Origin of the sequence: Halomonas sp. GFAJ-1, assembly GCA_002966495.1 — a bacterium.
In the GTDB taxonomy this organism is placed as follows: domain Bacteria; phylum Pseudomonadota; class Gammaproteobacteria; order Pseudomonadales; family Halomonadaceae; genus Vreelandella.
Genome location: CP016490.1, coordinates 2,930,416 through 2,951,930 on the forward strand (window position 1 = coordinate 2,930,416; position 21,515 = coordinate 2,951,930).

Consider the following 21,515-nt stretch of genomic DNA (forward strand, 5'->3'; position numbering starts at 1 on the left):
CGTTAGTAGCTATCATTGCTGATTGGCACGCATGCGTTTTATTGAACAATTTTTTCAGCAATTGCCGCTGGCTGAATTGCATCGCCCGTGTCGCTGCCCCATGCGTTACGCGTATAGGTCACTACCGCAGCAATCTCCACCGGGTTCAACGTATTGCGAAACGCGGGCATGGCGGTTCCCGAAACGCCATTTAAAATACGGTCGATATGCCAGTCCAAGTCGTCGATTAATTGGTCATTATTGGCTAGCGCCGGGAAAGCAGGCGGCGCGCCTTGACCATCCGCCTGATGGCATGAGGCACAAATAGCGCGGTATACCGGCTCCCCTCGCGCCATTAGCTCATCAAGCTCCCACTCCCGATCCACTCCCATCGCTTCTTGCTGAGCCGCTTCTTTACGTTCCGCTAACCATATTTCAAACTCTTCCTCCTCAACGGCATGCACCACCACGGGCATAAACCCATGGTTAACACCACAGAGTTCTGCACATTGACCACGGTAAATACCCGGTTCGTTAATTTGCACCCAATTCTCATTAATGAAGCCAGGGATCGTATCTTGCTTGACGGCAAGGTCCGGCACCCACCAAGAGTGGATAACGTCATCTGAGGTCATTAAGAACCGTACTTTGCGGTTAATAGGCAGCACCAGTGGCTCATCTACATCAAGTAAATAGTGCTCATCACGTGCCTCCTCGCCACGAATCTGCTCCCAAGGAGTGCTCATGCTTGAGTTAAAAGCCACATCCTCACCAAGATACTCGTAGCGCCAGCGCCACTGCTGGCCGATGATCATCACATCTAGTTCGGCTTCAGAGGTGTCATACATATTCTTAAGTGTGGCCGTGGCAGGCACGGCCATTCCCACTAAAATTAACACCGGAATAGCTGTCCAAAGCACTTCAACAGTGGTGTGCTCGTGAAATTTCGCTGGTTTAGCTCCTTTTGAATGCCGATAGCGGAACAGCGAGTAAAACATGACTCCAAACACTATCAGGCCAATCACTACGCATATCCAAAAGATTGTCATATGCAGACCGTAAATATCGCGACTGATATCTGTCACGCCTACGGGCATGTTCCACCCGCTGGATTGAGCTTGGGCAGCGGTTGAAATAAAGCTTATGGGCAGCAGCCAGCGCCACGGTGAGAGCATAATTACCTCCTTTGTTATTGTTGTTATTAACGGCTTTTTAATTAGGGTGGGATTATGTGATAAGAATCAGTATAGAAAACATGTGTCATACGTCACGAACTACCTTGCAAAAGCTGTCAACGCTTTTCACCGCGCCGCCATATTAGCCACAGCTATGAGCAGCAGCACAAAAATTAGGGTTACCACAATGGCAACTAAGATAAAGGTAGTGGGCTTCCCACTTGAGAAATCCTGCTGGCGCTGGAAATCGCTTTGGACGCCAATAAGTGCGGCTAGAACCGATTTAATAACCGACCACATAGAGCATCTCCTGGAAAGTGACAAATTTCGTTACGAAAACGGCGCACTCATGCTGCACTTAGCTATAGTTCAAGATAGGCAATCTTAAAAATCATGCCGTTCAGTTTCCACTATCAAAAAAGGAGCTCACCATGGCAACTAGCGATAAAACCCCTTCCATGCCATGGATTGACGATGCCCAACCCATGCAGGCGTGGTGGCATCGATACTGCTTATTAAGCACGATGCCCATGGTACGACTTCAAATTGCTTGGTTAGAAAATGTGACTCAGGCTATGCAGATGGAGGCGCAACTTTTTCAAGCCCTAGCCAAAAGCAGCGAAAAATTAACGCTGTGCCTGACCGACAATCCGTACCACTGCAACGCTGCTGAGTTCACAGAACACTACCAAGAAATGGTTAAGACGCTCACCGATGCCAACATGGAGCGCCTGACAAAAGTTTCTCAGCTTTCCCATGAGTTTCGGCGCAGCTTATGGGAAGAGCTCTAATAATTTACAATCAAGCGTGTTGCGCCCTATAGTGCCGCTCACAGTTTATTTAAAACGAAGCAGCAACCCCAGGTTATGGAGCCAACTATGCCCAAGTGCCGTAAATTTCATGTATTCATTCCCTTTATCACCCTGGGGTTGTTGCTACCTTTAACCGCCTGCACCACGTACACGTGGCCAGATGGCTCTCAGGAAACTGTATTGGGCGTCGTTCCGGAAAATGAAAACCAACGTTATGAAGAGCAACGGGCGGAAGGCGTTCGCTATCGTCTACCAGGCGATATTCCTGAATAACGTTTCGTTCATCTAGCTTTTCACTATTACATCTAAGCCTTGTCCCCAGTCACTGCACTGCAGCATATATTTCCCTATACTGCATTTTGTATTGACACATTAAAGGGGGCACGGAATGGCCAAAACACCACTACCGAATGAAACCACTGCTGCATGGCACAGCACTGATGCAGACGAAGCGATATCATCACTGCAATCAAGCACGACCGGCTTATCCAGCCAAGAAGCTGAATCGCGGCTGAAAACCCATGGCCCGAATAGGCTTCAGCAAGAACAAGCGCGACCCTGGTATCGGCGCTTTTTAGATCAATTTAATAACATCCTTATGCTTATCCTGATTATCGCAGCAGTTGCCAGCGCTCTGCTGGGGCATCACTTGGATGCCGCTGCCATCCTCGGGGTGGTAGTGATCATTGCGTTAATTGGATTTATTCAAGAAGGTAAAGCTGAGCAGGCCATTCAAAGCATACGCAATATGCTTTCCCCTCAAGCCACAGTGTTACGCAATGGGCAGCGAACTGTCGTTGACGCGGAAACAGTCGTTCCTGGTGATGTGGTACTTATTGAAAGTGGCGACCGTGTTCCTGCCGACCTTCGCTTAATTGAAGTAAAACGCTTTTGCACCGACGAAGCGGCTCTTACGGGCGAGTCCATACCGGTTGATAAACAATCCCACCCCGTATCGACCGACGCTGATTTAGCTGAACGTAGCTCAATTGCTTATGCCAGTACGATTGTTGTTCAAGGCACTGCCAAAGGCCTAGTGGTGGCAACTGGCACCCAAACAGAGATTGGTAAAATTTCTGAGCTAGTACGCGGCATTGAACAGCTTAAAACCCCTTTATTGCGCCAATTAGACCGCGCTGGAAGCATGCTAGCGTTCTTTATATTAGGCGCAGCCGCACTAACTGCGGCCGTAGGTAGTTTTTTTCACAACCAACCCCTAGACGAAATGTTTATGGCGGCAGTAGGCTTGGCAGTGGCCGCCATTCCTGAAGGCTTACCCGCTATTGTTACCATTAGCCTAGCCCTTGGCGTTCAGCGCATGGCGAAACGAAAGGCAATTATTCGGCGCCTTCCTGCGGTTGAAACTCTTGGCTCAATTTCGACTATTTTTTCCGATAAAACCGGCACACTTACTCGCAACGAGATGACAGCCACATCTATTTGGCTTGGTGACGCTCAATACACCATTGAAGGTACTGGCTTTAACCCCGAGGGCAATATTCGACAGGTCGACGCTGATGCTCAATCACAACCCTCTTCTATTTCCATAGAAGATCACACTGCATTAAGCCACTTCCTGAAGGTCGCTTCGCTTTGCAATGATGCAGAACTTGCCCAGCGTGATGATTCATACCACATCGTCGGCGACCCGACAGAGGGCGCTTTAATCGTTGCTGCCGCTAAAGCAGGCTTTGAAATTCAGCCTCTACGCGAGCGCCATCCGCGACTTGATGCAATTCCTTTCGAGTCTGAACATAAATATATGGCAACGGTAAACGAGCTTGATGGCAAGCATCGAGTATTGGTAAAAGGCGCCCCGGATAGGCTCCTTGAGATGTCGAGTCATACGTTGACTCAAGAAGGGTTATCACCTATTGATCGCAGCCAATGGGAAACACGGATTGAAGAGCTATCTTCGCAAGGCTTGAGAGTGTTAGCTATCGCAGAAATAGCATCACCCGACTCACCGTCTCTTGATCATGAACATATTCAACAGGATCTCACCTTTTTAGGCATCATCGGCCTACTCGACCCTCCGCGTGAAGAAGCCATTGACGCAGTGAAAGAGTGTCTCAGAGCAGGCATTCGCCCTGTCATGATTACCGGGGACCATGCCGCTACTGCCCTTTCTATTGCCAAACAACTAGGTTTTTCACAGACAGAGCGAGTGGTTACCGGTCGCGAAGTTGAAGCAATGAGCGATACACAGCTTGAAGAGATTATTACGGATGTCGATGTATTTGCCCGCGCATCGCCTGAACACAAGTTAAGACTGGTTAAAGCTATGCAGGCAAAGGGCGGTATATGTGCGATGACTGGGGATGGGGTCAATGATGGCCCTGCCCTTAAACGTGCTGATGTCGGCGTGGCGATGGGCATTCAAGGCACCGAGGCAGCAAAAGATGCCTCTGAAATGGTACTTGCAGACGATAATTTTGCCACGATTGTGAATGCGATAGCTGAAGGTAGAAAAGTCTACGACAACATTCGTAAAACGATCACCTTCATTCTGCCTACCAACGGTGCACAAGGCTTAGCAATAATGCTGGCGGTGCTGGCGGGCACCAACCTACCGATCACCCCGCTTCAAGCGCTTTGGGTAAACATGGTGGTGGCTACCACACTCGGCTTAGCCCTAGCCTTCGAGGAAAGTGAACAGGATTTAATGCAGCGTCAACCGCGGGACCCAAAAGCGGCATTGCTCGATATGTTTCTACTCTGGCGTGTCATCTTTGTCTCATTACTATTACTGGGCGGTGTTTTCAGCGTTTTCAGCTGGGTTCTCGCCCAAGGCGAAAGCATTGAGTTAGCGCGCACTGCCGCCGTCAATATGCTGGTGGTCGGTAGCGCTGCCTATTTAATCAATAGTCGCTTCCTCATCAACAGCACATTCTCCTTTCACGGCATTTTTAGTAGCCGCATGGTTTGGCTAGCGATTGGCGCTATTATGCTCCTACAGCTAGCATTTACTTACTGGCCGATAATGCAGGTTATTTTTGCCAGCGAAGCCCTACAATTGCAGCACTGGTTAGCCATTTTGCTGTTAAGTCTCGCTATTTACGCGTTAGTCGAAATTGAAAAAGCCATATGGCGCCGCCTACGTTAATGCGCTGAGCCACTGCCATGCGTTGTCTTGGCAGTGGCTTTTGCAGTTAACGGATTTTCTGGCCAGGGGTGTTTTGGATAGCGACCACGCATCTCCTTACGCACCTCTGAATAGCCATTTAGCCAAAAGCTACGTAGATCTTGAGTTACTTGTAGCGGCCTTCTTGCAGGTGAAAGCAGATGAATGAGAACCACAGCATGCCCATCAGCAATGCTAGGTGAGTCTTGCCATCCAAACGCTTCTTGCAGTTTAAGCGCTAACACAGGCGGGCGGCCATCATGACAGGGAGCATAATCGAGCATCACCTGACTGCCGCTAGGCACAGGCAGCGCCTTAGGCGCTAATCGATCAAAAGCAACCTGATCATCCCACTTCAACGAAGCCAGTAAATGCGTGTGAAAGGACATCTTTTCTAGCTGACTCATGCGCGTCATGCCCGCTAAGTAGGGTAAAAGCCATGTATCCAACGCATCCATTAACACTTTATCTGACCAGTCTGGCCACTGGTCTGGAAAGAGACGATGTAGCAGCGCCATACGCCCCTGCAGCTGCCGTACCTCCTTTGTAAACACCACGTTTGGACGCTGTTTCAGCGCTATGAGTAATGCACGCTGAATAGCCTCAGCGGGCAGCTCCCCGAGCGGTCGAGAGGCTAACACCAGCTCTCCATGACACTGAACGGCTTCGCCGACAAGCTTGCCTTGGGAATCTGACCACCTTATCCGATCCACCCACTGTTGGGTTGCCGGGAAAAAACGCACAAGTGTTGCCAACGCAAGCGACTCTGCCAAGTAAATGGCTGCATCCTTGGAAGCACTTTCAACACTCACCGCAACAAGGTAAGGGGCGTTTGCCAGGGAGTGGCGGCTGGGTAATGTTGCGGTCTTCCCATTGGCCAATTTGAACCGGCCGGAAGTGATAAGTTGACCGATACGATCCGGATAAGCCAGTGCCAGCAGCACGCCTAACGGCTCGCAACTAACGCTGCGAGACAACGCTATACCCGCTACTTTAGCCAGGCGCTCAGCCTCTCTTTGCCACTGGGGAAACCGTGCGGGCTGCCCAAATCGCTGAACTAAAGCCTCCTGTAAAGTGCCGTTTATGCGCTCTCTACTCTCTAATAGCGCTGCCAATCCACAGGCTAATGGCACCGCATTGAGTGAAAAAGACGTTGCCAGCATAACGGCTAGCCGTGGCTCAAGGGGCCAGAGTGCACTCTGCTTACCCAGCGGCGTTAGCTTAGTCACCGAGTCAATGATGCCTAGCTGCTCAAGCAACGCCTGGCCACTTTGCCAAGCGCCCTTTGGCGGTGGAGTCACCCATGCCAGCACATCGGGTGACTGAACGCCCCAGACCGCAACTTCAAGTACCAATTTAGATAAATCGGCCTGGGCGATTTCTGGCTCGCCATAGGCAACCAGCGGCTGTTCTTGGGGCCATAAGCGGAAACATATGCCTGGTTGCTGCCGACCGGCCCGCCCCCTGCGCTGGTCAGCGCTGGCGCGATTAACACGTCGTGTGGTTAAGCGTGTTAACCCTGTACGCGGCTGAAATAGCGGTACTCGCTCCAGGCCTGCGTCGATAACCACATTTACACCGTTTACGGTGACACTGGATTCAGCAATCGCGGTTGATACAATCACACGTTGGCGCACTTCATGAGGCTTCAACGCAGCTTGCTGTGCTTCGATGGGCATTCGTCCGTGTAATGCACGCACTTCAATATCAGGCATGTCACTCTCTAGCGTCTGAACTAGTCGAGCAATTTCAGCCACACCGGGCAAGATAACCAGCACATCGCGTGCATCTGGCCATGATAGAGCCTCGCTTATCACGCGAAAAGCCGCCATTTCTAACGATTCGCTGCCGCGTGTAGGACGATATTGTGTTTCAACAGGGAATTGTCGACCGCTGCTTTCAATGACGGGCGTATCGTTTCCCAATACATTTTTCAACGCGACGACATCGAGCGTGGCAGACATCACAATAAGCCGTAGGTCATCGCGAATGCTTTGCTGTATATCCAGCGCAAACGCAAGACCAAGATCCGCTTCAAGACTACGCTCATGAAACTCATCAAAAATAATGCCCGCAACGCCTTCAAGGAGCGGATCATCCTGCAGCATGCGAGTGAGCACCCCTTGGGTAACCACTTCCAGACGGGTTTGTGCGCTAACCTTGCTATCACCACGCATTCGATAACCGATCGTCTGGCCAACCGACTCATTAAGCTGCTCTGCCATATAGTTTGCCGCTAACCGCGCCGCAACGCGCCGGGGTTCTAGCAGCAAAAGCTTTTGCCCCTGTGACCACGAGCTGCCAAGAAGTGTTAACGGCACACGGGTAGTCTTACCCGCTCCCGGTTGAGCAACCAAAATCAGCCGGTTGTGAGCATCTAATGCGGTTTGCAAGGCGGCTAAATGCGGCTCAATAGGCAAAGTAGACATGATAGTTACGCGTGGATACTGCTAGGCGAGGAAGATTGCCGAATGCCGCAGCCTTTTAAAATTATTTGCTCTAAAAACTGAGAAATCGATTCAATATCCGCTTCACTGAGCGTATTTCTACCTAGTATGCCGCTTACCTGGGCACTATATTCAGTGTAATGCTGAGTAGATGACCAGATCAAAAATATCAGCCAGCGCGGGTCAACATCGTCCATTTTACCCTGTGCTGACCACTGACGAATAATTACCGCCCGAGAGGCTACCCACTCCCTCAGCTCTCCCGATAAATAGTCGCTTAAAAACGGGGCGCCGGCCAAAATTTCAGCGGCGAAGAGCTTCGAACCTTCTGGATAGCGTTGTCCAAGCAACATTTTGGTGCGAATAAACTCACTCAGCACCTGTCCAGGATCACTTTCAGGGGTAATGTCTTCAAGAACCGCATTCCATCGGCTCATCATGCGGTTCAGCAAACGCACGTACAGTGCCTGCTTATTCCCCATGTAATACAGAATGTTTGCTTTAGGCAAACCGGCTTGGTCGGCAATCGCCTGTAGGCTAGCGCCGCGGTAACCGTGGCGAGAAAACACCTGCTCAGCGGCACTTAAGATACTTCGTTCAATACGGTCTCGACTGGCATTTTCATGGTTAGCGGTCTCAGCCGACATGGAGATAGCTCCTTGATTTTTATACAGGTAGTGGACACTGGCGTATTCATGACACTCGAACCTTTTAGCGGTAACCAAGCACTTAATGGTAAACCAAGGGCCTGGCATCCGCTGGCGTTAATACCACCAAAGAGAGCATCTTAACTTTTTTCCATCATCGACAGAACTGACTAATACAAGCTGCCGCTACCCAATGCTTTGCTAGCTTTTTTCCTGTGAGTAAATATCTGACGATGTCTGTTCCGGCCATTCAGCGCTGGGCTTCCGGGGCTTTACGCATATTCTCCTTGAGACTCGCCTTTCGGGCTCGCTAAAGCAGTTCCCGCTTGTGCCCGACAAACAAACCATAGGGGAGACGCTTGTTTTCTTTCGCCCAAACAAAACACCCCAGCCTCAAATGAAGCTGGGGTGTTTCTTAATAAGTGCCTGACGATGACCTACTCTCGCATGGGGAGACCCCACACTACCATCGGCGCTAAGCGGTTTCACTGCTGAGTTCGGCAAGGGATCAGGTGGTTCACGCTCGCTATGGTCGTCAGGCGTAACTTTTAATGTACATCATGCTGATGTCGTCGATGACGTGTTTTGTGATCGTCTCTTGTCAGCAAGCGCCTTGGCTTGCTGCTGCGTATCCGGTTCTCGTTATTACTACGACCAGACCCCTTGGGTGTTATAGGGTCAAGCCTCACGGGCCATTAGTACACGTTAGCTCAACGCCTTGCAGCGCTTCCACACCGTGCCTATCAACCAGCTGGTCTCGCTGGGCCCTTTAGGAGGATCAAGTCCTCGGGGATGTCTCATCTTGAAGGGGGCTTCCCGCTTAGATGCTTTCAGCGGTTATCCTGTCCGACCATAGCTACCCGGCAATGCCACTGGCGTGACAACCGGAACACCAGAGGGTCGTCCACTCCGGTCCTCTCGTACTAGGAGCAGCTCTTCTCAAACATCCAACGCCCACGGCAGATAGGGACCGAACTGTCTCACGACGTTCTAAACCCAGCTCGCGTACCACTTTAAATGGCGAACAGCCATACCCTTGGGACCGACTTCAGCCCCAGGATGTGATGAGCCGACATCGAGGTGCCAAACACCGCCGTCGATGTGAACTCTTGGGCGGTATCAGCCTGTTATCCCCGGAGTACCTTTTATCCGTTGAGCGATGGCCCTTCCATACAGAACCACCGGATCACTAGAACCTGCTTTCGCACCTGCTCGACGTGTCTGTCTCGCAGTCAAGCACCCTTATGCTCTTGCACTCACTGCACGATGTCCGACCGTGCTGAGGGTACCTTCGTGCTCCTCCGTTACTCTTTGGGAGGAGACCGCCCCAGTCAAACTACCCACCACACACTGTCCTCGATCCGGATAACGGACCTGAGTGAGAACGCCAATGATGCCAGGCTGGTATTTCAAGGTTGGCTCCACCCGAACTGGCGTCCGGGTTTCAAAGCCTCCCAGCTATCCTACACAGGCAACATCAGCGTCCAGTGTGAAGCTATAGTAAAGGTTCACGGGGTCTTTCCGTCTAGCCGCGGGTACACCGCATCTTCACGGCGATTTCAATTTCACTGAGTCTCGGGTGGAGACAGCGTGGCCATCATTACGCCATTCGTGCAGGTCGGAACTTACCCGACAAGGAATTTCGCTACCTTAGGACCGTTATAGTTACGGCCGCCGTTTACCGGGGCTTCAATCAAGAGCTTCGGCCGAAGCCTAACACCATCATTTAACCTTCCGGCACCGGGCAGGCGTCACACCCTATACGTCCTCTTACGAGTTAGCAGAGTGCTGTGTTTTTACTAAACAGTTGCAGCCACCTGGTATCTTCGACCGGTTCGGGCTTAGAGAGCAAGTCTCATCACCCTACGCCGGCGTGCCTTCTCCCGAAGTTACGGCACCATTTTGCCTAGTTCCTTCACCCGAGTTCTCTCAAGCGCCTTGGGATTCTCACCCTGACCACCTGTGTCGGTTTGGGGTACGGTCGCACATGATCTGAAGCTTAGAGGCTTTTCCTGGAAGCGTGGCATCAGTGACTTCCTGACCGTGGTCAGTTCATCTCGTGTCTCGGCTTTAAGGTGCCGGATTTTCCTAGCACCTCGGCCTACTCACTTTCACCAGGACAACCAACGCCTGGCTCACCTAGCCTTCTCCGTCCCCCCATCGCAATCATGTCCGGTACGGGAATATTGACCCGTTTCCCATCGACTACGCCTTTCGGCCTCGCCTTAGGGGCCGACTCACTCTGCTCCGATTAGCGTCGAACAGAAACCCTTGGTCTTCCGGCGAGGGAGTTTTTCACTCCCTTTATCGTTACTCATGTCAGCATTCGCACTCGTGATACCTCCAGCGAACTTCTCAATTCACCTTCATCGGCTTACACGACGCTCCTCTACCGCGCATTCCTAAGAATGCACCCGTAGCTTCGGTACCTGGTTTAGCCCCGTTACATCTTCCGCGCAGGCCGACTCGACTAGTGAGCTATTACGCTTTCTTTAAAGGATGGCTGCTTCTAAGCCAACCTCCTAGCTGTCTGAGCCTTCCCACATCGTTTCCCACTTAACCAGGATTTGGGGACCTTAGCTGACGGTCTGGGTTGTTTCCCTTTTCACGACGGACGTTAGCACCCGCCGTGTGTCTCCCACGCTGATACTCACCGGTATTCGGAGTTTGCCTCGGGTTGGTAAGTCGGGATGACCCCCTAGCCGAAACAGTGCTCTACCCCCGGCGGTAATACGTGAGGCGCTACCTAAATAGCTTTCGAGGAGAACCAGCTATCTCCGAGCTTGATTAGCCTTTCACTCCGATCCACAAGTCATCCAAATCTTTTTCAACAGATCCTGGTTCGGGCCTCCAGTTGATGTTACTCAACCTTCACCCTGCTCATGGATAGATCGCTCGGTTTCGGGTCTATATCCAGCGACTGTGTCGCCCAGTTAAGACTCGGTTTCCCTACGGCTCCCCTAAACGGTTAACCTCGCCACTGAATATAAGTCGCTGACCCATTATACAAAAGGTACGCAGTCACAGAACAAGTCTGCTCCTACTGCTTGTACGCACACGGTTTCAGGATCTATTTCACTCCCCTCTCCGGGGTTCTTTTCGCCTTTCCCTCACGGTACTGGTTCACTATCGGTCAGCCAGGAGTATTTAGCCTTGGAGGATGGTCCCCCCGTCTTCAGTCAAGGTTTCTCGTGCCCCGACCTACTCGATTTCACATGATCAGATTTTCGACTACGGGGCTATCACCCGCTACGGCCGCGCTTCCCAGCGCGTTCGTCTAATCAGTCACATGCTTAAGGGCTGGTCCCCGTTCGCTCGCCGCTACTAGGGGAATCTCGGTTGATTTCTTTTCCTCAGGGTACTTAGATGTTTCAGTTCCCCTGGTTCGCCTCTTACGCCTATATATTCAGCGTAAGATACTCATCTTATGATGAGTGGGTTTCCCCATTCAGAAATGCCCGGGTCAAAGGTTGTTTGCCACCTCGCCGAGCCTTATCGCAGGCTACCACGTCTTTCATCGCCTCTGGCTGCCTAGGCATCCACCGTGTGCGCTTAATTGCTTGACCCTATAACCCGAAGGAGTCTGGATTTCGCAATAATAACGATTGCCGGATACGCTTGAGACGTATCACAAAACAATTACGTATAAACACTTCTACGAAGCGTTTATGTCAGCATGATATACATTGTTAAAGAGCAGCTGTTCAATGAACAGTGATAAAGCAGTATGTTAAAACAACGTGTTAAAACACAGTGACTTATCAATGGTCACGAAACATTCACAAACGGTCGTTAAGGTACGATAAAACAATATGTACAACACAGTACGTAATGGTGGAGCCAAGCGGGATCGAACCGCTGACCTCCTGCGTGCAAGGCAGGCGCTCTCCCAGCTGAGCTATGGCCCCATTGTTTTTTGCTGACCTTACCTCTTGCCATTAATTTCTGTGAAACAAGGCAAAATGCGACGACGTATAGCCTGCTATACGAGGAGCATTTTAACGCAGTATCGCAGGAATTTGGTGGGTCTGGGCAGACTTGAACTGCCGACCTCACCCTTATCAGGGGTGCGCTCTAACCAACTGAGCTACAGACCCAAGAGGGGATCGTGCTTAAACCGTTTGCTCTATATCTGATCAGGTAATTCATTGTGAGCGCTTACCGCGAGGAGTGATGCATCGTTTAAGGAGGTGATCCAGCCGCAGGTTCCCCTACGGCTACCTTGTTACGACTTCACCCCAGTCATGAACCACACCGTGGTGATCGCCCTCTTGCGTTAGGCTAACCACTTCTGGTGCAGTCCACTCCCATGGTGTGACGGGCGGTGTGTACAAGGCCCGGGAACGTATTCACCGTGACATTCTGATTCACGATTACTAGCGATTCCGACTTCACGGAGTCGAGTTGCAGACTCCGATCCGGACTGAGACCGGCTTTTCGGGATTAGCGCACTCTCGCGAGTTGGCAACCCTTTGTACCGGCCATTGTAGCACGTGTGTAGCCCTACTCGTAAGGGCCATGATGACTTGACGTCGTCCCCACCTTCCTCCGGTTTGTCACCGGCAGTCTCCTTAGAGTTCCCACCATTACGTGCTGGCAAATAAGGACAAGGGTTGCGCTCGTTACGGGACTTAACCCAACATTTCACAACACGAGCTGACGACAGCCATGCAGCACCTGTCTCTGCGTTCCCGAAGGCACCAAGTGATCTCTCACAAGTTCGCAGGATGTCAAGAGTAGGTAAGGTTCTTCGCGTTGCATCGAATTAAACCACATGCTCCACCGCTTGTGCGGGCCCCCGTCAATTCATTTGAGTTTTAACCTTGCGGCCGTACTCCCCAGGCGGTCGACTTATCGCGTTAACTTCGCCACAAAGTGCGCTAGGCACCCAACGGCTGGTCGACATCGTTTACGGCGTGGACTACCAGGGTATCTAATCCTGTTTGCTACCCACGCTTTCGCACCTCAGTGTCAGTGTCAGTCCAGAAGGCCGCCTTCGCCACTGGTATTCCTCCCGATCTCTACGCATTTCACCGCTACACCGGGAATTCTACCTTCCTCTCCTGCACTCTAGCTTGACAGTTCCGGATGCCGTTCCCAGGTTGAGCCCGGGGCTTTCACAACCGGCTTATCAAGCCACCTACGCGCGCTTTACGCCCAGTAATTCCGATTAACGCTTGCACCCTCCGTATTACCGCGGCTGCTGGCACGGAGTTAGCCGGTGCTTCTTCTGCGAGTGATGTCTTTCCTAGGGGGTATTAACCCCTAGGCGTTCTTCCTCGCTGAAAGTGCTTTACAACCCGAGGGCCTTCTTCACACACGCGGCATGGCTGGATCAGGCTTTCGCCCATTGTCCAATATTCCCCACTGCTGCCTCCCGTAGGAGTTCGGGCCGTGTCTCAGTCCCGATGTGGCTGATCATCCTCTCAGACCAGCTACGGATCGTTGCCTTGGTGAGCCATTACCTCACCAACTAGCTAATCCGACATAGGCTCATCCAATAGCGGGAGCCGGAGCCCCCTTTCTCCCGTAGGACGTATGCGGTATTAGCCTGGGTTTCCCCAGGTTATCCCCCACTATCGGGCAGATTCCTATGCATTACTCACCCGTCCGCCGCTCGTCAGCATCTAGCAAGCTAGATCTGTTACCGCTCGACTTGCATGTGTTAGGCCTGCCGCCAGCGTTCAATCTGAGCCATGATCAAACTCTTCAGTTTAAAATCATTGTGATGCTTACTCGTTACTTAAGGACTAGCCGAAAGCAACAAAAGCGCATCAAACTTGGCTCAAGGTTCAAACGAATTCATTCAAACTTACGTTTTCATGACCGCTTGCCTTGATATTTGGTGATTTATCACCCTCATCGGCAAGCGCCCACATGAATTACCTGATCAAATTGTTAAAGAGCTATCGAAGACTGCTGCCGTTCGATGTGTGCACATCATACTGGTATTTTTTTTCTGGTCAAGCACATGGCATGAGTTTTTTACTCTTAACTTTTACTGGCGGTGAATGAATGCATCAATCAACCGAAAAACAACCAAACCAGCAAATAATAAAGCAAATATAGTAGGTAGCAGATAGTCAGCCCGAGTGAGAACCCACAGGTGGTATATGCCGAGACCTGCGGAGATATAGATCAGCCTGTGCAACCAGTGCCAAGCTTTCCAACCCATTTTAGCGGGCACCCATTGAAAAGAAGTCAAAGCTAACGGTATAAGCAGTAGCAGTGCAGCAGCTCCATAGCGTATGTATTCAAGGGCAACCATTTCATGCCAAATCCACTGCCACTCCCAGTACTGCTCCAACCCCATCCATGAAAGCATATGTAAAATTAGCCAAAAAAAAGACCACAACCCTATTTGACGACGAGCCTTCATAAACCCTAACCAGCGTGTAAGCCGAAACGCAGGGCTAAACGCTATCGTGGCTAACAATAGTGACAATCCAACCCTGCCAGAGAAATGAACAACGGCTTCCGCCGGATTAGCCCCTAGATCACCGTAATGCCACTGCCATGTTAACCATAAGCCTGGCAGTAGACCTGCCGCGAACACGCATAAACGAAAAAAAGATACTGGCGTTGCTTTAACTGCCATAAATCACTCACTGCTAATCAATAATGTTTTTGAAGATCCATACCTTTATAAAGATGAGCGACTTCCTCGCCATAACCATTGAACATCAGCGTTTCCCGGCGGCCTGACTCGCCAATCCTACGCTCTCTTGCCTGCGACCAACGGGGATGATTAACATCCGGGTTTACATTGGCATAAAAACCATACTCTTCAGGATTACGCGCTTGCCAAGAGGTAGTGGGCGGCTCTTCAAGAATACGTATTTTGGTAATCGATTTAATGCTCTTAAAACCGTACTTCCATGGCACAACTAACCGAATGGGCGCACCATTTTGATTAGGCATTTTTTCCCCATACATGCCCACAGCTAGCAACGTTAACGGGTGCATTGCCTCATCAATACGCAGTGCCTCTCGATATGGCCAATCGATAATGGAACGGCGCTGGCCTCTTAAATTATCTGGGTCATATAGCGACTCAAATTCAACATACTTAGACCGGGATGTTAGCCCATGGTGATTGAGCAGATCCGCCAGAGGTATCCCAATCCAAGGAATGACCATCGACCACGCTTCCACGCAACGTAATCGGTAAATACGCTCCTCTAAAGAGTGGCGCTTAAGCATATCTTCAAGTGGTATAGCCCCTGTTTTGTCCAGCTCCCCTTCTAGGGAGATACTCCAGGGGTCAACTGGCAAATTGTGAGCAAAAACTTCAGGATCTCGTTTTCCTGTCCCAAATTCATAAAAGTTATTGTAGGTAGTGGCATCTCGAAAGTCGGTAAGCGCTTCACCGCCGGCCAATTCTTGGCTCGGCAAATCATTCTCAAGCGCGGGCTTAAGTACACCTGCCCAAGCATGCGCTTTTTTTGTCAAAAACATGCTGGGAGCCAGCATGACGGCAGCCCCAACAGCAAAACCCTGACGCAAGAAGTGACGACGATTGTCGAATACTGCCTTAGGCGTCACTTCCGATTCAGGAATAACAGGGTATCGGTAACGCGGCATATCACCTCCTTACTATAAAAGACTTAAGACACGTTTTATCACCAGGGTACCTCACCCTCCTTCCTCCATAACCACCCAGCGTAGAATAAACACTAAGCTTAGACAGAAATTGCGAGAAAACTTGACCCAGCGCAAGCCACCCCCTTACCCGACTATTACACTTGGTTGAAAACTAATATTAAAAGCACCTACCTTGACTAAGGCTAGATTAGCAAACTGCAGGACTAGCCGTTGTAAGTGCTATTTATGAGTGCTACTCATGCGAGGGGATCATCGATGAAAATGACGAAAAAAATTCTGCCCGGCATTATTGCCAGTGCAGCATTAATATCTACTGGGGCCATGGCAGCGGAAGACGGTTTTGAGGATTACCGCGACCGATTTGAGGCGTTGCCATACTTACCCCCTATACCTGCGCACAACTCACTTACCAAAGAGAAAGTTGAGTTGGGTAATATGCTGTTTTTCGAGCCGCGAATTTCTTCCAGCGGTGTCATCAGCTGCGCGACCTGCCATAACCCTGCATTGGGTTGGGCTGACCGTATCCCTCGCGCAGTGGGCCATGACGGCCAAGTCGGTGAGCGCAATACACCAACAGTCCTAAATAGTGGTTTTTTTGAAGCCCAGTTCTGGGATGGCCGCGAACCAGATCTAGAAGGGCAAGCACTTGGGCCTATCGAAGCCGATGTCGAAATGGCAATGGATCTTGAAATGGCGTTGGAACGCTTAACGGAGTTTGATCTCTATCAGGAGAAATTTGCTGAAGCCTATCCTGATGACGCAGATCCAATCAATGCCGACAACCTGGCCAAAGCACTTGCTTCTTTTCAGCGCACACTTAATACGCCAAACTCACCGTTTGACCGCTACCTCCGCGGTGACCTAAGCGCCATCAGCGACCAAGCTAAAGATGGTATGGCTGCTTTTGTTAACAATGGTTGTATTGCTTGCCACAGCGGGCCAGCGCTAACAGATAGCCGCTTCCATGCGATCCAAGTTCCAGGCTCAACCGACCTAGGCCGCTACCTAGTAACTGGTGAAGAGAGCGATAAATATCGCTTCAAGACACCTACGCTTAGAAACGTAGCCGTCACCTATCCCTATATGAACAATGGCGCTACTGAAACGCTAGAGGAAGCGGTCGCTATCATGGGCGAGGAGATGCTTGGCCGGGAATTTGATGATGCAACGATTAACGACATCACCGCATTTCTGCATACGCTCACCGGCGAGATGCCTGATTTCGAAATTCCAGCTCTCCCCTGACGCAGGCATTACACCTGAGTTAGCTATCACAAAACTGCCGGCCTTGCGCCGGCAGTTCTCTTTTATATACTCAACTTAAGCACGCTCTAAACGCCGCTTAAGTTCTTCGCGGCGCCCCTCACTAGTAAATGCTTCTTCTATCGCATTGCGATTTAACGTGCGAAAAACATCCTCACTCCAACCAAATGCTTCAGCACACGCCAAGTGATTTGTAAGCAAGCCACCCCCAAAGTACGCCGGATCATCTGAACTGATCGTGACTTTTAGCCCTTCCGCTAGCAGGATCGGGAGCGGATGGTCGCTCAATTGCTCAACCACCTTTAAGCTAACGTTTGAAAGCGGGCAAACGGTTAAGACGGTTTGCTGCTCACGAAGGCGCTGGATCACAGCGTTACTCTCTAAGCAGCGCACACCGTGATCAATACGCTGCACATCAAGCACATCGAGCGCTTCAACGATATAGTCCGCAGGCCCCTCTTCACCAGCATGGGCCACACGCACTAAGCCAACATCTTTAGCACGTGCAAACAGTGCCTGAAATTTAACGGGTGGGTTATCGCGCTCAGCACTATCAAGACCAATCGCATCCAGATGCTTCCAATAAGGCGCCGCTTGTTCAAAAACATGCAGCGCTTCATCCGCTGGCCGATCACGCAGGAATGCCATGATCATGCCAACAGACAAATCTAACGATGTTTCAGCCTCTTCTTTTGCTTGCAACAAGCCCGCCATCACAACCTCAAGGGGCACGCCACGCAGCAAGTGCGCTTGCGGGTCAAAATGCATGTCTATATGCACTACTCCCTCTTCGCGCGCTCGTTTAAAATAATCCATCGCCAAATCATAAAAATCTTGCTGGGTGCGCAGTACATCCATGCCTTGGTAGTAAAGATTTAAAAATCCTTGCAGATCATCAAATTGATAAGCTGCTTTCGCATCTTCAACCGTTGCATAAGGAAGCTCAATGTTATTGCGTTTCGCAAGCTCAAACATTAATGCTGGCTCAAGAGAGCCTTCAATATGCAAGTGAAGCTCTACTTTTGGCAGCCGACGTAAAAACTCATGCATATCGAATTCCTTTTTTTGCTTAGGTAACTAGCTACTTATGCCAGTATCAGCAATTAGCTGTCCCTCAGCAAGCCGCCAAGTGTACTCAACTCCGGGCAATAAACTCGCATCATCTACTTGATGAACAAAGTAAATCACTGTTTTATCCTGCAACCAGTCATCTAAAGCACGCGCTAGATGCTGTGCCGTTTGCGCATCAACACCAGCAAAAGGCTCATCCAGCAGCACCACGTTTGGACTACGTAAAAATAAGCGCGCTAAGGCAACCCGCCTGGCTTGCCCACCGGATAGCTGCTGCCCCTTCTCCCCTACTGACGTGCCCAGCTTTTGTGGCTGCTGCTGCGCCCAATCGCTTAACGCCACTTGATCCAAGGCACGCCATAGCTCCTTGTTGCTAGCGCTAGGCTTTGCGATACGTAAGTTTTCCGCCAATGATCCATCGAAAAGATCAACCTGCTGGGAAAGCATAGCGAAATGTGCTGCCCGGCTATCTTCTGTCAATGTAAACGGCGCAAACCCTGCCACGCTGACATCACCACTAGAGGGTGAAGCTCGCCCCATAAGCAGCTGAGCAAGTGTCGACTTACCCGCGCCGGAGACCCCTGTTATCACCGCTCGCTTAGCGGCTGGCAGCACAAACGAAACATTACTTAACGCGGGCTCAAGCATATTTGGATAGAAAAATGAGACGCTATTCAAACGAAGGGAGTAGGTCTGGTTCTCGAGGGGAAAGGCCACGGAAGCAGGGATAAGCGTATTAACCGACAAAATATTCAACCGCTGAACCGCCGCATAGCTTGCCCCTAATTTAATAAAGGCTGAAGGCAATAGGTTAAATGCTTCATTGATCCCCAAAATAATTAATACGGCCATCACCATAATTGGCCCGTTGACACGCCCCTCTCCCAAGGCGATGCTGGCAAGCCACAATACGGCTAATACCAGCATACCGGTCACAATGGAAACTAGTGCGTTACCTAGCGCGGCCCTAAGCGTCAAGCGTCTCTGATTAGCCGCAGCATCCATTTCATGACTGGCAATTTTTCGCTGATGCCAGGCACTGGTACCGTAGCTCATCAGCTCCGCAGAGGCTTGTACTTGATCAAGCACTAAGTGGCGCAGTTCTCTTTGATCGACTGTCTGCTGGTGGCTATTGGCAAACCCAAGCCAGGCATACCCCAGGGTAATAACTAGCCACAGCAGCCCTAACGAAACAGCCACCATGAGAGCAACGCCAGGTAGCCAGATAGCGATAAATGCCGATACAACAAGCAGGCATAACAACGCAACAAAGGGCGGTATCAGTAGACGAAGGTAAAAATTATCTAGCGTATCAATATCTGCTGTCAGGCGGCTTAGCCAGTCACTGGCTCTACGACGACGTAAGCTAGCATCATCAAGTCGCGTTAAGTACCCGAACACACGAAAGCGTAGATCCGCCAGCAGCGTTAACACCGTATTGTGGTTATAAAGACGCTCTACGTAACGTGCAACCGTTCGCAGCAAGGCAAAAAAACGAATGCCTCCACCAGGCACATAAATATCCAAAGAAGAAGGCAGACCTGCCGCTAACGCAATACCCGCAAGGGCGCAGGCAGCTATGAACCAGCCGGACAAACCTAATAAAGAGAGCCCTGCTAGCAGCGTAATCCAAACGAGGAAGACGCCAACTAAGAAGCGTTGACGACGTCGCAGTAAGAGAGCAAGCCAGGGTTTGAACTCACGGTAGACACGCCTCATAGGCTTACCTCGTTGAGCTTGCCCGCCTCGCACACAAAGTGGCGAGTAGCCGCATGAACAATAGCGGGATGGTGAGTAGCAATCACTAGCGTTCGCCCCTCTTTAGCCCACTCAAGCAGCGCCTGAATAACGGCTAGTTCTGCTGAGGCGTCCAAATTCGCCGTTGGCTCATCCAATACGACTAGCGGCGCCGTACTTAAATAAACACGCGCAAGGGCAAGCCGCTGGGCCTGCCCTCCCGAAAGACCAACGGCGCGCTCGCCAACAATGCTCTCTAGCCCAGCCGGCAATGCTTCTAATAAGGCCCCCAATCCAGCACGGCGCAACGCATCCGTCATGGCTGCCTCATTCGCCTCTGGATTAGCTAATCGAAGATTATCCGCCATGCTGCCCTGAATAAGACACGGGCTTTGATCAAGCCACGCCACTTTTGCTGACCGTCGGCGATACTCGCCACTTAATGGCGCCATAAAGCCTGCCAAAATCGCTAACAGCGACGATTTTCCGCTACCTGACTCGCCAGTAATAGCCACAACATCACCGACACAAACCGTCATGCTTACTGCCTGCAACGTCGGTGTCCGTCCAACATAGCCCACACTGATACTGGCTAACTCACACTCAACGCCTGGCGCTTGCGGCGACGCTATATGATGAGGAACTAATGCTGGTTCATTAAAAATTGTAGCAATACTTTCCGCAGCACCTAACGCCGCCGCACGATCGTGGTAGTGCTGAGAAAGCGTGCGTAAAGGCTGGAAAAACTCAGGCGCCAACAGCAACACTGCCAAGCCAGTGAATAGCGTAAGTGATGGCGATGGACCGTAATCGATGTAGCCTAGCAGACCAAAACCCACATACATGGCAACAACCGCAATAGCGACAGACGCAAAGAACTCAAGCACAGCGGAGGATAAAAACGCCAGTCGCAAAGTACGCATACTTAAGCGGCGATACTCATCCGTGGCATACCAAACGTCCTGCTGAGCGGAACGGGTGTGACCAAAGAGCTGCAACGTCGTCATACCGCGCACGCGATCAATAAAATGCGCAGATAAGCGTGAAACCGCTGCAAATTGATCTCGATTCAAACGCTCCGCGCCCATCCCTACCAAGGCCATAAACAGTGGAATAAGCGGTGCAGAAAGGAGCAAAAAAATAGCTACTAAGTAATCGAGCCACCCCACCACGCAGGCAATTAACAGCGGCAACGCCACCACGATACGTAGCTGGGGGTAAAAACGCGCAAAGTAGCCATCCAGGGCATCAATAAGTTCCACAGCCTGAGTAGCCAGAGCACCACTCTGCCGCTGGGTCAACCAAACAGGGCCGAGTTTCGCGATCTTCGCTAGCAACTCGGCCCTGGCAAATTGGCGAATACGCAGACTCGCCTCAGCGCTTAAGACTTCTTGCCCCCACTGAAAAAGAGAGCGGAGCCCCACGGCTAGGGCCAGCCCGCCAAAGAAGGGCAAAAGCTCCGCAGGCGAACGGCCATGAATCACTAGCTGGTCTATCAGCCAGGCAAGGCCCACCACCAGCACTACGGTTTGAACGCCAGCTAAAACACCGCAGGCTGCCGCACCTACCAACCGATTTCGCTCTCTGCGCGCGAGCATGTGAAGCCAGCGGCGCGGCGTAATGAGGGGCTCTTCGCTTTGATCCCGACCGGACAT

12 protein-coding genes, 2 tRNA genes and 3 rRNA genes are annotated in these 21,515 nt (G+C 51.1%); 4 read left to right on the top strand and 13 right to left on the bottom strand.

Annotated features, from left to right (window positions below; genetic code table 11):
• Positions 1-38 precede the first annotated feature (38 nt).
• Complete coding sequence (locus tag BB497_13205; GenBank protein ID AVI63595.1) at positions 39-1,154, bottom strand: cytochrome c oxidase subunit II; 1,116 nt, start codon at positions 1,152-1,154, stop codon at positions 39-41.
• 431 nt (positions 1,155-1,585) lie between these two features.
• Between BB497_13205 and BB497_13210 the strand changes: the two genes are divergently transcribed.
• The 3 genes from BB497_13210 (at position 1,586) to BB497_13220 (ending at position 5,072) form a co-directional block, all read left to right on the top strand.
• Complete coding sequence (locus BB497_13210) at positions 1,586-1,945, top strand: hypothetical protein (protein AVI63596.1); 360 nt, start codon at positions 1,586-1,588, stop codon at positions 1,943-1,945.
• Between the two features lie 87 nt (positions 1,946-2,032).
• Complete coding sequence (locus BB497_13215; GenBank protein AVI63597.1) at positions 2,033-2,239, top strand: hypothetical protein; 207 nt, start codon at positions 2,033-2,035, stop codon at positions 2,237-2,239.
• 115 nt (positions 2,240-2,354) lie between these two features.
• Positions 2,355-5,072 (top strand): carbonate dehydratase, encoded by a 2,718-nt coding sequence (locus BB497_13220; GenBank protein ID AVI63598.1) that lies wholly within the window; start codon positions 2,355-2,357, stop codon positions 5,070-5,072.
• On the opposite strand, the gene BB497_13225 is transcribed toward BB497_13220, so the two are convergent.
• The 9 genes from BB497_13225 to BB497_13265 form a co-directional block, all read right to left on the bottom strand.
• The gene (locus BB497_13225) at positions 5,069-7,519 is read right to left on the bottom strand and encodes an ATP-dependent helicase HrpB (protein ID AVI63599.1); all 2,451 of its coding nucleotides are present in this window, start codon (positions 7,517-7,519) and stop codon (positions 5,069-5,071) included. The genes BB497_13220 and BB497_13225 overlap by 4 nt on opposite strands.
• Positions 7,520-7,524: 5 nt before the next feature.
• Positions 7,525-8,184, bottom strand: a complete 660-nt coding sequence (locus BB497_13230) for a TetR family transcriptional regulator (GenBank protein AVI63600.1) — start codon at positions 8,182-8,184, stop codon at positions 7,525-7,527.
• Between the two features lie 424 nt (positions 8,185-8,608).
• Positions 8,609-8,724: ribosomal RNA gene (rrf, locus tag BB497_13235) — 5S ribosomal RNA — on the bottom strand.
• 118 nt (positions 8,725-8,842) lie between these two features.
• A 23S ribosomal RNA gene (locus BB497_13240) occupies positions 8,843-11,757 on the bottom strand.
• A 259-nt stretch (positions 11,758-12,016) separates the two neighbouring features.
• Positions 12,017-12,092: transfer RNA gene (locus BB497_13245), tRNA-Ala, on the bottom strand.
• Between the two features lie 112 nt (positions 12,093-12,204).
• Positions 12,205-12,281: transfer RNA gene (locus tag BB497_13250), tRNA-Ile, on the bottom strand.
• 81 nt (positions 12,282-12,362) lie between these two features.
• Positions 12,363-13,900 (bottom strand): 16S ribosomal RNA (locus BB497_13255).
• Together the 16S, 23S and 5S rRNA genes with 2 tRNA genes alongside form the textbook arrangement of a ribosomal RNA operon.
• Positions 13,901-14,182: 282 nt before the next feature.
• Positions 14,183-14,782 carry a sulfoxide reductase heme-binding subunit YedZ gene (locus BB497_13260; protein AVI63601.1) on the bottom strand — a complete coding sequence of 200 codons (600 nt, stop codon included), beginning with the start codon at positions 14,780-14,782 and terminating at the stop codon, positions 14,183-14,185.
• Positions 14,783-14,799: 17 nt separating this feature from the next.
• The gene (locus BB497_13265; GenBank protein AVI63602.1) at positions 14,800-15,768 is read right to left on the bottom strand and encodes a mononuclear molybdenum enzyme YedY; all 969 of its coding nucleotides are present in this window, start codon (positions 15,766-15,768) and stop codon (positions 14,800-14,802) included.
• A 276-nt stretch (positions 15,769-16,044) separates the two neighbouring features.
• Between BB497_13265 and BB497_13270 the strand changes: the two genes are divergently transcribed.
• Positions 16,045-17,034 (top strand): cytochrome-c peroxidase, encoded by a 990-nt coding sequence (locus tag BB497_13270; protein AVI63603.1) that lies wholly within the window; start codon positions 16,045-16,047, stop codon positions 17,032-17,034.
• Between the two features lie 75 nt (positions 17,035-17,109).
• Here BB497_13270 and BB497_13275 read toward each other — a convergent pair whose 3' ends face one another.
• Genes BB497_13275 through BB497_13285 form a run of 3 tightly spaced genes read right to left on the bottom strand, consistent with a single transcriptional unit; the run spans position 17,110 to position 21,515 of the window.
• A complete protein-coding gene (locus BB497_13275) occupies positions 17,110-18,102 on the bottom strand; it encodes an adenosine deaminase (protein ID AVI63604.1) in 993 nt (330 codons plus the stop codon).
• Between the two features lie 27 nt (positions 18,103-18,129).
• Entirely contained in the window at positions 18,130-19,842 is a 1,713-nt protein-coding gene (locus tag BB497_13280; GenBank protein ID AVI63605.1) for a thiol reductant ABC exporter subunit CydC, read from the bottom strand.
• Positions 19,839-21,515, bottom strand: coding sequence for a thiol reductant ABC exporter subunit CydD (locus tag BB497_13285; GenBank protein AVI63606.1), 1,677 nt, complete (start codon positions 21,513-21,515; stop codon positions 19,839-19,841). The genes BB497_13280 and BB497_13285 overlap by 4 nt, the downstream gene beginning before the upstream one ends.